Raw genomic sequence first — 13,748 nt, 5'->3', positions numbered from 1 at the left:
GTTGATGACGCAGTGTGTTCGTAGCTCCCCCGAGCGTGTTTGCGCGAGAGTACGGGGAAAATCGGCGGAGCTGAAGTGGAAACTGAGGAAAACCTGTGAATCTGCGGGGAAACCTGCACCCTTGAGTAGAAGGGCTCACGCGTTGGGCGCGTGCGGTTGGCAGACTGTCCGGGTGGAGCGATCCGTGGACCTGCTGCAGCCGCTGTGGCGTGCGCTGGTGGTGTTCCGGGTGGTCACCTGGGTGTTCGCCGGCTTCGGCGTGTGGACGCGGTGGGACGGGATCGTGCACCCGTACGGCGCGGTGCTCCAGCTTGCTGTGATGGGCGTGTGGACGGCGGTCTCGTCGTACGGCTACAGCATCCGGTGGGGGCGCCGGAACACCCGGCTCGCGTTCGTGGATCTGATCGTCACGGTCGGCTGCATGTACGCGACCTTGTGGGCGCAGCCGCTGGTCGACATCCGCGCCGGCGCGTCCGTGCTGACGTCGGTGTGGGCGGCCGGTCCGGTACTCGCGCTCGCGATCTCCCGCGGGCGCGATGGCGGGCTGCTCGGCGCGGCCACGATCAGCGTCGCGCTGCTGTCGCTGCGCGGGATCGACAACGTGTCGAAGATCCTCAGCAATGTGCAGCTGCTGCTCGTTGCCGGGCTGGTCGTCGGGTACGCCGCTACGACGATGCGCCGCGCTGGTGAGCGCCTGCGGTCCGCGATCGCGGCGGAGAGCGCGACAGCGGAACGGCTGCGGCTCAGTCGCTCGATCCATGACGGCGTACTGCAGGTGCTGGCACAGGTCCAACGGCGCGGTACGGCGATCGGCGGTGAGGCGCTCGAACTCGCCGAGCTGGCCGCCGAACAGGAGGTTGCCCTACGCACCTTGATGTCGCCGCGCCCCGCGGTCGGCGAGGGGGATCGGGTCGATTTGTGCCGACTGTTGTTGCCGTTGGCCACGACCCGGGTGGAGGTCGTCGTACCGGCCGGTCCGGTGCTGTTGCCTGCGGCCACCGCTTCGGAACTGGTTGCTGCGGTCAAGGAAGCGCTCAGCAACGTGACCAAACACGCCGGGCCGGACGCCCGGGCCTGGGTCGTCGTCGAGGAAGTGGGGGAGGAGGTGGTGGTGTCGATCCGCGACGACGGAATCGGTACGACGCCGGCCCGCTTGGAACAGGCTCGCGTCGACGGCCATCTGGGTGTCAGCCAATCCATCCGCGGCCGCATCACCGACCTCGGCGGCACTGTCACTGTCCACACTGCCCCGGGCGAAGGAACGGAATGGGAGTTGAAGGTATGACCGCATCGATGGCGTGGGGCTCATGATCCGGGTGATGATCGTCGACGACCATCCGATGTGGCGCGAGGGCGTCGCCCGCGACCTCGGCAGCCGCGGGTACGACGTCTGCGCCACCGCCTCGGACGCCACCTCCGCGGTGAAGATCGCACTGGCAACCCGCCCGGACGTCGTCGTCATGGACCTCCAACTCGGCACCGGCTCCGCCGTCGACGCGCCCCGCTCCGCGGGCTCCGGCGTGGACGCGCCCCGCTCCGCGGGCTCCGGCGCCGACGCGACCCGATCCACGGGCTCCGGCGTCGACGCGACCCGGTCCATCACCAGCGCGCTCCCGGACACCCGCGTCCTGGTCCTGTCCGCGAGCGCCGAACCGGACGACGTACTGGCCGCGGTCAAGAACGGCGCCTCCGGCTACCTCGTGAAGTCCGCCTCACTGGACGAATTCGACGACGCCGTACGCCGAACCGCCGAAGGCGACGCCGTCTTCACGCCGGGCCTCGCCGGACTGCTCCTCGGCGAATACCGCCGCCTGAACACCACCGGCCCCGAGGCCCCCCACCTCACCGACCGCGAAACCGAAGTTCTCCGCCTGGTAGCCCGAGGCCTGACCGCCAAACAAATCGCCACCCGCCTGGTCCTCTCCCACCGCACCGTAGAAAACCACGTCCAAAACACCCTGCGAAAACTCCAACTCCACAACCGAGCCGAACTAGTCCGCTACGCCCTAGAAAACGGCCTAACCGAGTAGCCGCCCCGCCCGCCGCCCCTCCCCAGCCGCGCCCGCGGCGATGTCGGGGAGGATTTCGTCCCTCACAGGGCGGAAGATCCTCCCCAACGTGACCCATCTGGAGCCCGCCCGAGCCGGCATGCGATCCCGGGTGCCGGCTGCACGTGGCTGCTCACATCATTGCTTGCAACTCGGTACGACGGAACGCGGATGCGCCGCCGCCAAGCCAGGCGACGCCCCTGTGTGAGGCTCGCGGTGGTTCGACAATCGCCTGCGTAGGACCGCGTCGGCCGGACCGCCCAGTACAGAGCTGAGCGTGGTCCCGACGACTGTTACGGTTGCGACACGGTCGCTTGTGTGATTGTGGGGCGTTCGTACACTGGGCGTTCCACGGCTGCGTGGATGCTCTGTGTCATGACACCTGTACTGCGGGTGCCCACCTCCGGAGGCTTCGGTGAACCGGTCGTCCCTTGTCCGTGCACTCCTCGCATTCCTGGTTCTGGCGGCGTCGACGTACGTCACGTTGACCGCGAAACCACAGCTCGGTCTCGACCTGCGCGGCGGGACGCAGATCGTCCTGGAGGCGAAGGACTCGCCGACCGTCAAGGCGAACAAGGAGACCACCGACAAAGCCACCCAGGTGCTGCACCGCCGCATCGACGCGCTCGGCGTCAGCGAACCGAACGTCACCCGCCAGGGCGAGAACCGGATCATCGTCGAGCTCCCCGGCGTCCAGGACCCGCGCGAAGCCGCGAAGGTGATCGGCAAGACCGCCCAGCTCACCTTCCACGAGGTCCTCGACCAGGTCGCGACCAAACCGGCCAAGCCCGCGGCGGGCGAGACATACCTCGCCCCGGAGAGTGGCCAGGGCTTCCTGCGCCTGGCCAAGCCCGCGATGACCGGTGAGATGGTCAGCAGCGCCGACGGCCTGCTCGATCCGCAGCAGGTCGCGCAGGGCTGGTTCGTGCAGATGAAGTTCAAGGGCGACGGCGGCAAGATCTGGGCGAACATCACCGGCAAGGCCGCCTGCCAACCGGTCGGTACGCCGCAACGCCTGATCGCGATTGTCCTCGACAACGAGGTGATCAGCTCGCCGCAGGTCGACCCGAACGGTAGCAGCCAGCTCTGCAACCTCGGCATCTCCGGCGGCTCCACCACGATCTCCGGCGCCTTCACCGAGGAGGACGCGAAGGACCTGGCCGCGCTGATCTCCGGCGGCGCCCTCCCCGTACCGGTCGAGGTCATCGACCAGCGCACGGTCGGCCCGTCGCTCGGCCAGGACGCGATCCAGGCGAGCGCTCTCGCCGCCATCATCGGTCTCGCGCTGACGGCTTTGTTCATTGTCGTGGTCTACCGCCTGGTCGGCCTGATGGCGGTGCTCGGCCTGATCGGGTACGCCGCGATGTCGTACGCCGCGCTGACCGTGATCGGAGCGACCCTCACCCTGCCCGGCCTGGCCGGTTTCGTACTGGCGATCGGAATGGCCGTCGACGCGAACGTCCTGGTCTTCGAACGTGCCCGCGAGGACTACACCGCCGGTCGCACCGACGGCCTGCGCCGATCGCTGCGCAGCGGTTTCCAGAACGCGCTGTCCGCGATCGCCGACTCCAACATCACCACTCTGCTCGCGGCCGGCCTGCTGTTCTTCCTGGCCGCCGGACCGGTCCGCGGCTTCGGTGTCACGCTCTCGATCGGTGTCATCGCATCGATGCTGTCCGCGCTGGTTGTCACCCGCGTCTTCGCGGAGTTCGTGGTCTCGCGTGGATTCGTACTGCGTCGCCCGGCGCTGAGCGGTATCGCCGGCCACGGTCGCGTCCGGACCTGGCTCGAGGCCCGTCAACTCTCCTTGATGAAGCACAGCAAACGCTGGCTCGTCATCACGGCCGTCGCGATTGTCGTCAGCGTCGCCGGTGTCGCCGTCCGCGGCCTGAACCTCGGCATCGAGTTCACCGGCGGCCGGCTGCTCGAGGTCAGTACGGCGCAACGCATCACGCCGGACCAGGCGCGCGCGGCGGTCGCCGAGGCCGGCTACCCGACCGCCGTCGTCCAGGCGTCCGGTACCGACGACTTCACCGTCCGGACCGGGACGATCAGCGACGACGAGGCGGAGAAGATCCGCGAGTCGATCGGCCGGATCGCGGGCGACACCGAAGTCATCCGGAACGAGAGCATCGGCCCGTCCCTCGGCAAGGAACTCCGGAACAAGGGCCTGATCGCGCTCGGCATCGCGTTGCTCGCCCAGCTCGCGTACCTGGCCGCCCGGTTCCGTTGGACCTTCGGCGCCGGCGCCGTCCTCGCGCTGATCCAGAACGTCGCGGTCGTGGTCGGTGTGTTCGCCTGGACCGGCAAGCCGATCGACGGCATCTTCCTGGCCGCGATCCTGACCATCATCGGCTACACGGTGAACGACTCGGTCGTGGTCTTCGACCGGATCCGCGAGACCCGCAACGCCCGCGCGACCGGGAACCTCGGCAAGATCATCGACACCGCGATCGTCAACGTGCTGCCCCGCACCATCAACACCGGTATTTCGACCCTGTTCATCCTGAGCGCGCTGCTGTTCCTCGGCGGCGACTCGCTGGCCGACTTCGTGCTCGCGCTGCTGCTCGGGATCGTCGTCGGTACGTACTCCTCCAACCTGACCGCCGCGCCGCTCCTGCTCGAACTCGAACGCCGCTACCCGGCCCCGCCGCCGCGCCCGAAGCGTGCGCAGGTCGACCGCGACGCACAGCCCGATCGCGGGGCGGTCGTCTAGGAGCCGGGTTATCCACACCCCAGCCCGCCGAGCCGGAATCTGTCGGCCGGGCGGGCTAGGGTGTGGCGGTGGGTGTTGATGTGCGGGAACTGCTGGAAGCTGCCGTGTCCGGGATCGCCGGACAGACCCGGCCCGGACAGGTGCGGATGGCGCAAGCCGTCGACACCGCGATGCACGAGGGATCGCATCTGCTGGTCCAGGCCGGCACCGGCACCGGCAAGTCCCTCGGGTACCTGGTGCCCGCACTTGTGCACGCGGTCGAGGACCGCCGCGTGGTCGTTTCGACGGCAACCCTCGCGCTGCAGTCCCAGCTCGTCGACCGCGACGTACCGGCGTTGCTCGACGCGACCGAGAAGCTCCTGCCACGCCGGCCGAAGTACGCGATCCAGAAGGGGCGGAACAACTACGCCTGCCTGCACCGGATCCGTGAGGGCGCGCCGGACGACGACGGCATGCTGGTCGACGTACCGCCGGCCGGGGAGATCGGCCGTCAGGTCGTCGAGCTCCGCGAGTGGGCCGAGCAGCAGCTCGCCGACGGTGCGGCCGGTGACCGCGACCACGCCCCCTCGCACCAGTACCAGGCCTGGAACCAGGTCGCGATCTCCGCGCGCGAGTGCCTCGGCGCGCAGAAGTGCCCGTACGGCGAGGAATGCTTCGCCGAGAAGGCCAAGGAAGAGGCCCGCAAGGCCGACATCGTCATCACCAACCACGCGCTGCTCTCGATCGACGCCTTCGAGAACCGGACGGTCCTGCCCGAGCACGACGTCGTCATCGTCGACGAGGCGCATGAGCTGCCCGCCCGGGTCACCGGCGCCGCGGGCGACGAGCTCTCGCCGCAGATGGTCGAGCGCGCCGCGAAGCGGGCCCGCCGGTTCGCCGACGACGACAAGGCCGACGACCTGATCGACGCCTCGGACGCCCTCCGCGTCGCGCTCGACGGCACCCGCGAGGGCCGGATCGAGCCCTCCAACGCGCCCGTCCTGGAAGCGGCCGGCCTGGTCCGCGACGCCGCCCGCGCGCTGTACTCCGACCTGAACAAGAAGTCCGACGACAAGGACGACGACCCCGACGGCGCCAAGCGGCAGTCGAAGGGCGCGGTCAAGGAGATCTTCGACGTCGCCGAGCGGGTCGCCGCGCTGAGCGACGCGGACGTGGTCTGGATGACCGACCGCGACCGCTTCGGCCGAGAGCTCCGGATCGCCCCGCTGACCGTCGCCGGTCTGCTCCGCGAGCTGGTTCTCCGGGACCGTACGGCGGTGCTCACCTCCGCGACGTTGACGCTCGGCGGCGACTTCGACGCGATCGCCCGCCAGGTCGGTCTGCGGCCCTCGGACAAGCTCGATGACGACGACGAGATGCCGGACCTGGACGAGGACGACGAACGCGGACCGCTGCCCTGGCGCGGTCTCGACGTCGGCTCCCCGTTCGAGTACGAGAAGCAAGCGATCCTGTACGTCGCCAAGCACCTGCCGCCGCCGCACCGCGACGGCCTCGGCAAGAAGCAGTTCGAGGAGATCGTCGACCTGATCACCGCGGCCGGCGGGCGCACGCTCGGCCTGTTCTCGTCACGCCGCGCGGCCGAGGCAGCGACCGCGGCAGTCCGCGAAGCGACCGACCTGAAGGTGTTGTGCCAGGGCGACGCGCAGCTAGGCGAGCTGTCCCGCGAGTTCGTCGAGGATCCGGAAACCTCCCTGTTCGGCACCCTGTCGCTCTGGCAGGGCATCGACGTACCGGGCTCGACCTGCAACCTGGTGATCATCGACCGGATCCCGTTCCCGCGCCCGGACGAACCGTTGATGGCAGCCCGGCAGCGCGCCGTCGACGAGGCCGGCGGCAACGGCTTCATGGCCGTCGCCGCGACCCATGCCGGGCTACTGCTGGCCCAGGGCACCGGCCGGCTGATCCGCCGCAGCACAGACCGCGGCGTGGTCGCGATCCTCGACCCCCGCATCGTCACCCAGCGGTACGGCGGATTCCTGCGCGCCTCATTGCCGCCGATGTGGCCGACCGCCGATCGGGAGAAGGTGCTCGGCGCCCTGAAGCGGCTGCAGACGGCATGATGGCTCCATGAGCGCGGCGAGCGGTCCACCCGTGCTGCCGATGATGGCAGCGTTGGGGGAGATGCCCTCCGGCGCCGGTTGGTCGTACGAGCTGAAGTGGGATGGCATCCGCGTCATCGCCGAGGTCGACGACGGCGTCTGCCGCCTCTGGTCCCGCAACAGCCACGACGTCTCCGGCGGGTACCCGGAGCTGATCGGCCTGGCGGAGGCGCCAGGGTTACGGCTGCCCGCCGTACTCGACGGCGAGATCGTCACGCTCGACGAGCACGGCGCGCCGTCGTTCGGCCTGCTGCAGCGGCGGATGCACGTCCGCGATCCACGCCAGTTGCGGCACCTGATCACCGCCGTACCGGTCTCGGTGCGGCTCTTCGACGTCCTCCGCTTCGACGGGAAATGGTTGCTAGAGGCAACGTACGACGACCGCCGCGGGCTGCTCGACTCGCTCGACATCGGCGACCCGTTCTGGGAGGTGCCGCCGGCGCTGACCGACGGCGACGCAGCGCTCGAACTGTCTGCCACGCAAGGGCTCGAGGGTGTGGTGGCCAAGCGCCGCAAGTCGCGGTACCTGCCCGGCAAACGCAGCGCGGACTGGATCAAGGTCAAGCCGGTACGCACGCGCGACGTCATCCTGCTCGGTTGGCATCCGGGGGAGGGCAACCGCGAAGGCAGGATCGGCTCGTTCTACTGCGGGGCGTACGAGGGCGACGACCTGGTGCTGATCGGCAAGGTCGGGTCCGGTCTGGATTTCGCGACCCTGAACATGCTGAGCGCCGAGCTGGCCGGCCTCGAGATCGACCGGCCCGCGTTCGACGCGGCCGGGATCCCGACGACGGACCGTCGGCGCGGGCACTGGCTGGACCCGGTCCTGGTCGCGGAAGTGACCTATTCCGGCTGGGGCGGCGACGGCCGGCTGCGGCATCCGGTCTGGCGCGGACTGCGCCTCGACATCGACCCGGAATCGGTTCTCGCCGACCGCAGCTGAATACATTTCGCGACCGGCGGCCGACATGCAGGCCGGCTGTGGAATTGTTCGAAATGCGGTGAATAGTCCGGGTCGCTGCGACGTTTTCTGTTCAACTGTCGCAGCAAATTGCCCGATTATCAGTCGTTCGTTTTCGGCGACGGCGACGGCGCAGGAACGGCCAGTGCGGCCTCGATCTTGTCGGCCAGCTTCTCCGGCGTGTGGGTCGGCGCGTAGCGGCCGATCACCCCGCCGTCCCGGCCGATCAGGAACTTGGTGAAGTTCCACTTGATCCGGCCGCCGAGCAGGCCGCCCTGCTCCCGCTTGAGCCAGTTGTACAACGGGATCGTCTTCGACCCGTTCACGTCGATCTTGGCGAACATCGGGAACGTGACGTGGTAGATCGTCGAGCAGAAGTTGGCGATCTCGTTCTCGTCGCCCGGCTCCTGGTGGCCGAACTGGTCGCAGGGGAAACCGAGCACTGCGAAGCCCTGCCGGCGGTAGGTTCGGTAGAGCTTCTGCAGGCCGGTGTACTGCGGGGTCTGGGCACACTGGGAAGCCACGTTCACCACCAGGAGCACCTGGTCGCGGAAATCGGCAAGAGACTGTTCATTGCCTTCGATCCGCCGCGCGCTGAAGTCATAGACAGTCGTCATGTCTCAATGCTGACACGTCACGCCGGAGTTCGCTCGCCGTCCGATATGTCAGACACGGCGCAGAACTGTTACGACCTTTCCGAGAATCGTCGCGTCCTTCCCGTCGATCGGCTCGAAGGCCGGGTTGTGTGGTAGCAGCAGAATCTCGGACTTGGTCTTCTTGAACGTCTTCACGGTCGCCTCGCCGTCGATCATCGCGGCCACGATGTCGCCGTTCTCCGCGGTCGGCTGCTGCCGGACGACCACCCAGTCGCCGTCGCAGATGGCCGCCTCGATCATCGACTCACCCTTGACCTTCAGCATGAACAGCGTGCCCTCACCGACCATTGCCTTGGGCAACGGGAAGACCTCTTCGATCTCCTGCTCGGCCAGGATCGGCCCACCGGCGGCGATCCGGCCGACCACCGGCACGTATGCCGCGTCCGGGTGCGCGTCACCGGCACCGGTCTCGTCGTACGCGGTCTGCCGGACCGAGCCGAGCGCCGAACGCTTGGCGGCCGCGTCGACCTCGCCGGGGTAGCGGACCTCGATCGCCCGCGGCCGGTTGGGGTCGCGGCGGAGCAGGCCCTTCTGCTCGAGGACGCGGAGCTGATGGGACACCGAGGACGAACTGGTCAGGCCGACTCGCTCACCGATCTCGCGCATCGACGGCGGGTAGCCGCGGCTGTCGACGGAGTCGCGGATCACGTCCAGCACGCGGCGCTGACGCGGGGTCAGGCCGGTCGCGTCGGCCGGCCCGTCCGGCAGCTCGGCGACGGTCCGGTCCTTGTCCACGGCTCCACTGCGCTCAGGTCCTTGCGGCCCCGCCCCTCCGCCCCGGTCATGCTTGCTGGAACCGCTCGGCGTCCTGGCCATCGGTGGTTGCTCCTCGGGTCGGGCCGGCGATCACGCACCAGCCGTTGCTTGCTCGACTGAGACGACCGTAGACCGAATTCTGAGATTCTTCAAACATCTGTTCGAAGGCGTGTCGGTTCGCAAGTTTGTTCGGGTGTCAGGTTATAAGGCGCACGCGGGCAGCTTCGGCGTCAGGGAATTTCCTGGGCGTGTCGCCGTTGGAGATGGTTGCGCGAGGAGTGGTCGTCGGTTAATCATTCGTACAGACGTTCGATCGAACAGGTGTTCGGACCGGCCGAGCAGGCTGCTTCTTCAGAAACTGTCGGAGGCGGCCGATAGACAGGGATCAGCACCGACGAACGCGCACTGACCGAGCTGGAGGATCCGATGAGCACAGCAGCCGTTGCGGCCGACGCCCTGGCCTCGCGCCGCTCGAACAAGCCCGAGCCGAGCATTCACCGCCGGGTCGTGGACGGCGGCGGTGACCTGAGGCTAGTCCCGGCTCCTGCGGAGCGGGTGACCGCCCCGGCGCCGGTCGTCCCGCCGCGGAAGCGGCCGCGGATCGATGGTGTGACCACCGACCGGATGCCGGTGCGCGGATGCTCCGGTGACTCACTCGGTCGGCGCGTCCAGGAAAGCCCCGAACCGGCCCTCCGGCTGACCCGCCGCGGCCGGATGCTGCTGACCGCGATCTCCGTGCTGGTCTTCGGTGCCGCCGTTCTCGTCCTCGGTCTCCGCATCGCCGGCGTCCTCGAGCCCGGCCCGCACTTCACCCACACCGTCCCGGTGCAGGTGGCCCCCGGTCAGACCCTGTGGTCGATCGCCCAGTCCACCAACCCAGGCCAGGACCCGACACTCGTCGTCGAGAAGATCGCCGACCTCAACAACCTCACCACCCCCGCCGACCTCACCCCCGGCCAAACCCTCCAAATCCCCATCGCCAACTAACCACCCCCCAACCGCCCCGCTCGCGCCGCTGGCCCCGTCGCTCCGGTCGCGCCGGCCGCTAAGGTCGCGCTAGTCGGCCCGCTCGCTTCGAGCGCTGGTTGCGCTGCCTGCCCCGCGTGCACCGGTCGGGCCGTTGAGGTCTGCACGCCACTCGTGGGCGAGGAGGGCGTAGACGTACTCGTTTGCCCATTCGCCCTTGAACAGCAGGGCTTCGAGGTGGTGCGCCTCGCGCCGCATGCCGAGTCGCTCGAGCAACTGGGCCGACGGCGTATTCCGGTCGTCGAGGATCGCCACGATCCGGTGCAGCCCAAGCTCCTCGAAGCCGACCCGCAGCATCTCCCGCGCCGCCTCCGCCGCAAGCCCCTTGCCCTGGTAGTCCGTGTGCAGCGCGAACCCGATCTCACCCTGACGATCAGCCTCACTGGCCCACTTCAGCAGTACTTCGCCGATCACCGTCCCCGTCTCCCGCAGCTCGATCGCCAGCACCAGCCACTGACCCGGCTCGGTCAACTCGCCCTGCGGCAGCTTCCGTTCCAGCGCCGCCCGTGTCTCCTCGCGATCCCGCACCGGCCACGGCGTGTACCGCACCACCTCCGGCCGCGAATGGAACGCGTACAGGTCGTCCAAGTCGTCCATCCGGTGCGGCCGCAGCTCCAGCCGCTCGGTCAGCAGCGGGTACGCGGGTCGGAATCCAGTCACGATGCCATCCTCGGAACTATCGTCTAATGTCGTTAGACAGTAGTCCCACCGACTCCCGACGACAACGAGATTCCGTGACCAGACGCGACCCTTCGTCCCACGCGGCAGCCGGCATCACGGTCGCCGCGATCGCCGACGCCGCCCTGGCCGTGATCCGCGCCGACGGCGTGGACGGCCTCACCATGCGTGCCGTCGCGGAACGCCTGCACGTCCGCGCCCCGTCGCTCTACCACCACGTCCACAACAAATCCGAGCTGCTCGACCTGGTCGCACGGAACGCATTCGACCAGTTCACGGCGGACACCACGGCGTACGGTGAACTCCGGACCGTCGACGAGTGGATCGAGCTGACCAGATCCGGCTCGCTCGAACTGCGCGCGTTCTACGCCGACCATCCCGGACTCGCGGGCCTGATCCAGGCGAAGGCCGCGCCGGACCGCGACCGCGGCGACGGCTCGCGCGCGGAACTCGTCCGCGCCCAGATCGAGGCCTTGGTCCGCATCGGCGTACCGGAACCCGACGCGCGGCACGTTTTCGAGATCACCGCGCGATGGTCGCTCGCGGCGGTTGTCGCGGACCTCACCGACGAGCTCTTCGCCGAGGGCCTGGACCTTTTCCTGTACGGCGTCCGCGCGCGCCTTACCTAACGGTCGCCAGCCACAGTTCGGCGTACCGCTTGGCGTCCACCGCCGTCGCGACGTGAATCACGGGCGCCGGTCCCTGCGGATCGCTCGCCTGGTCGACCGCGTCCCGGGTATCCACGATCGTGCGCCCGCGCGACCACCCACCGGACAGCTCGACGCGTACCGGATACCGCTGCGTGGTCAGCCCGGATGGATCGATCACAGCGCACACCGCGCCGCCGTCGCCGATACTCCCGCCGTCCGACTGGTACCGCTCGCTGCGCTTCTCGATGAGCTTGCGGGCCAGCTCTGCCGAAGGCGATCCGCTCAGCCCGCGGGCCTGCTCCAGCGTGACCACGACGTCGTAGAACACGTCCAGCCCGTACATCGTGACCGGAACGCCGAGGTCTTCGGCCGACTTCAGTACGATCGCGGCCGCCTCCGGATCGGTCCAGATGTTGAACTCCGCGGACGCCGTCGCGTTCCCACTGCCCGCGGATCCGCCCATGAAGACGATCTCCTTCAGCCCGGCCGCGGCCTCCGGGTACGTCCTCAGCAGCAGCGCGATGTTCGTCAACGGCGCCAGCGGGATCAGCGTGACGGGCGCACCATCGGCGGCGGCATCCCGAAGTACGTCCCGGAGCAACTCGATCGCGTGCCGCGGATCCGGCGGCCGGGTCGACCGTGGCCAGTCGAGGTCCCCGAGCCCATCCGCACCGTGCACGTGCCGCGCCGTTCGGACCGGCTGGATCAGCGGTACGGCGGCACCGCGCGCGACCGGTACGTCGGGACGGCCGGCGGCGTCGAGGACAGTCAGCGTGTTCCGGACGACGTCGTCGATCCCGACGTTTCCGCCGACACAGGTGACGGCCTTCAGGTCGAGCTCGGGATGCCGGCCGGCGAGGAGTAATGCGCAGGCGTCATCCAGGCCGGTGTCGACGTCGAGAACTACCGGCTTCCGCGCCGTCAAGAGCGCACCAGCCTCGCGATTGCAGCGGACGCTTCCTTGATCTTCGCGTCGGCCTCCGGTCCACCGGCCGCCGCGGCGTCGACCACGCAGTGCGCCAGGTGGTCCTCGAGCAGGCCGAGCGCGACCGATTCGAGTGCCTTCGTCATGGCCGAGACCTGGGTGAGGATGTCGATGCAGTACTTCTCGTCCTCGACCATCCGCTGCAGCCCGCGGGCCTGCCCCTCGATCCGCTTCAACCGCCGCAGGTACGCGTCCTTGTCGCCGATGTAACCGTGCGCATGCTCTGCGACCGGTTCGGTCACGCTCACCACATCCTCCCGGGTTCCCCGCCGAACCTTATCCCGCCGAGGGCCCGCCGAGGGCCCGCCGAGAGCCGGCGAAGGGCCCCGCACGGCGGCCTGTGCGGGCCGTAGTTTGCGCCTCAAAACGCGCCGCGCGGCGGCGCCACGCGGGAGTACACGGGCCCGCGCGAGTGTTGGAACCTATGACACGCGCGGGCAACGCGGGCGATGCACGGCGTGCTTGCAAACTGTCGGAGCAGCGATCTAGGATCCCTAGATGTAGTGGTTACACGGGTGTAATTTTCCACAGGTAGTGGTTAGTTGCACACAGGTTCTACACAGGTTGTCCCCAGGCTGATCCACAAACCATCCCCAGGATGGTCACGGGAGGAAGTGATTCGTCGTGCACTGTCCGTATTGCCGGCACGCCGACTCCCGGGTGGTCGACAGCCGGGTGGCCGAGGACGGCGGAGCGATCCGCCGCCGGCGGCAGTGCCCGGTCTGCGAGAAGCGGTTCACCACCGTCGAGCAGATGCAGCTCACGGTCGTGAAGCGCTCCGGCGCGACCGAGCCGTTCAGCCGCGAGAAGGTCATCAGCGGGGTCGGCAAGGCGTGCAAGGGCCGGCCGGTGAACGCCGACCAGCTCGCCCGCCTGGGGCAGAAGGTCGAGGACGCGCTGAAGGGCAGCGGCTCGCCGGAGGTTCCCGCGCACGAGGTCGGACTCGCGATCCTCGGGCCGCTGCGGGAGCTGGACGAGGTGGCGTACCTGCGCTTCGCGAGCGTGTACCGGCAGTTCGAGTCGGCCGACGATTTCGAGACCGAGATCGCGCTGCTGCGGGCCGAGAAGGAGCCGCAGGGCACGGAGCCGACGCAGCCGGCCCAACAGACGTAAACCGGGGGAACGGCAGTTCCAAAGTAGTGCGGAAGTCGAAGTACACGCAGTACTCCAACG

General features: G+C 68.8%; 13 protein-coding genes. 8 read left to right on the top strand and 5 right to left on the bottom strand.

Features of this window, described 5'->3' with window-relative positions; genetic code table 11:
- Positions 1 to 172 precede the first annotated feature (172 nt).
- From macS to ligD, 5 genes are all read left to right on the top strand, one after another.
- Positions 173 to 1,285, top strand: a complete 1,113-nt coding sequence (gene macS, locus FB475_RS02625; protein WP_238331926.1) for a MacS family sensor histidine kinase — start codon at positions 173 to 175, stop codon at positions 1,283 to 1,285.
- 22 nt (positions 1,286 to 1,307) lie between these two features.
- Positions 1,308 to 2,030 carry a LuxR C-terminal-related transcriptional regulator gene (locus FB475_RS02620; RefSeq protein ID WP_141857765.1) on the top strand — a complete coding sequence of 241 codons (723 nt, stop codon included), beginning with the start codon at positions 1,308 to 1,310 and terminating at the stop codon, positions 2,028 to 2,030.
- 433 nt (positions 2,031 to 2,463) lie between these two features.
- Entirely contained in the window at positions 2,464 to 4,764 is a 2,301-nt protein-coding gene (secD, locus tag FB475_RS02615; protein WP_141852176.1) for a protein translocase subunit SecD, read from the top strand.
- Between the two features lie 62 nt (positions 4,765 to 4,826).
- The gene (locus FB475_RS02610; protein WP_141852174.1) at positions 4,827 to 6,824 is read left to right on the top strand and encodes an ATP-dependent DNA helicase; all 1,998 of its coding nucleotides are present in this window, start codon (positions 4,827 to 4,829) and stop codon (positions 6,822 to 6,824) included.
- A gap of 7 nt (positions 6,825 to 6,831) precedes the next feature.
- Complete coding sequence (ligD, locus tag FB475_RS02605; RefSeq protein ID WP_141852172.1) at positions 6,832 to 7,806, top strand: non-homologous end-joining DNA ligase; 975 nt, start codon at positions 6,832 to 6,834, stop codon at positions 7,804 to 7,806.
- 119 nt (positions 7,807 to 7,925) lie between these two features.
- Here the strand turns inward: ligD and FB475_RS02600 are convergent, their stop codons facing one another.
- A complete protein-coding gene (locus tag FB475_RS02600; RefSeq protein WP_141852170.1) occupies positions 7,926 to 8,441 on the bottom strand; it encodes a glutathione peroxidase in 516 nt (171 codons plus the stop codon).
- A 48-nt stretch (positions 8,442 to 8,489) separates the two neighbouring features.
- Positions 8,490 to 9,296: a transcriptional repressor LexA gene (gene lexA, locus FB475_RS02595; protein ID WP_141852168.1), complete on the bottom strand. Its 807-nt coding sequence runs from the start codon at positions 9,294 to 9,296 to the stop codon at positions 8,490 to 8,492.
- 366 nt (positions 9,297 to 9,662) lie between these two features.
- Between lexA and FB475_RS02590 the strand changes: the two genes are divergently transcribed.
- Complete coding sequence (locus FB475_RS02590; RefSeq protein ID WP_141852166.1) at positions 9,663 to 10,223, top strand: LysM peptidoglycan-binding domain-containing protein; 561 nt, start codon at positions 9,663 to 9,665, stop codon at positions 10,221 to 10,223.
- Positions 10,224 to 10,292: 69 nt separating this feature from the next.
- On the opposite strand, the gene FB475_RS02585 is transcribed toward FB475_RS02590, so the two are convergent.
- Positions 10,293 to 10,922 (bottom strand): GNAT family N-acetyltransferase, encoded by a 630-nt coding sequence (locus FB475_RS02585; protein WP_238331925.1) that lies wholly within the window; start codon positions 10,920 to 10,922, stop codon positions 10,293 to 10,295.
- Between the two features lie 74 nt (positions 10,923 to 10,996).
- On the opposite strand from FB475_RS02585, the gene FB475_RS02580 reads away from it, so the two are divergent.
- Positions 10,997 to 11,569 carry a TetR/AcrR family transcriptional regulator gene (locus FB475_RS02580; protein ID WP_238331924.1) on the top strand — a complete coding sequence of 191 codons (573 nt, stop codon included), beginning with the start codon at positions 10,997 to 10,999 and terminating at the stop codon, positions 11,567 to 11,569.
- Here the strand turns inward: FB475_RS02580 and FB475_RS02575 are convergent.
- The gene (locus FB475_RS02575; protein WP_141852162.1) at positions 11,562 to 12,515 is read right to left on the bottom strand and encodes a nucleoside hydrolase; all 954 of its coding nucleotides are present in this window, start codon (positions 12,513 to 12,515) and stop codon (positions 11,562 to 11,564) included. The genes FB475_RS02580 and FB475_RS02575 overlap by 8 nt on opposite strands.
- Positions 12,512 to 12,817, bottom strand: a complete 306-nt coding sequence (locus FB475_RS02570; protein WP_202878382.1) for a metal-sensitive transcriptional regulator — start codon at positions 12,815 to 12,817, stop codon at positions 12,512 to 12,514. Before FB475_RS02570 ends, FB475_RS02575 begins: the two co-directional genes overlap by 4 nt.
- Before the next feature lie 382 nt (positions 12,818 to 13,199).
- On the opposite strand from FB475_RS02570, the gene nrdR reads away from it, so the two are divergent.
- On the top strand, positions 13,200 to 13,688 hold the full coding sequence (nrdR, locus tag FB475_RS02565; RefSeq protein WP_141852158.1) for a transcriptional regulator NrdR: 489 nt from the start codon (positions 13,200 to 13,202) through the stop codon (positions 13,686 to 13,688).
- Positions 13,689 to 13,748 lie beyond the last annotated feature (60 nt).

The organism is Kribbella jejuensis, from assembly GCF_006715085.1.
Lineage (GTDB): Bacteria > Actinomycetota > Actinomycetes > Propionibacteriales > Kribbellaceae > Kribbella > Kribbella jejuensis.
Note: the sequence above shows the minus strand (reverse complement) of the source record. Positions and strands in the feature narration are given on the sequence as shown.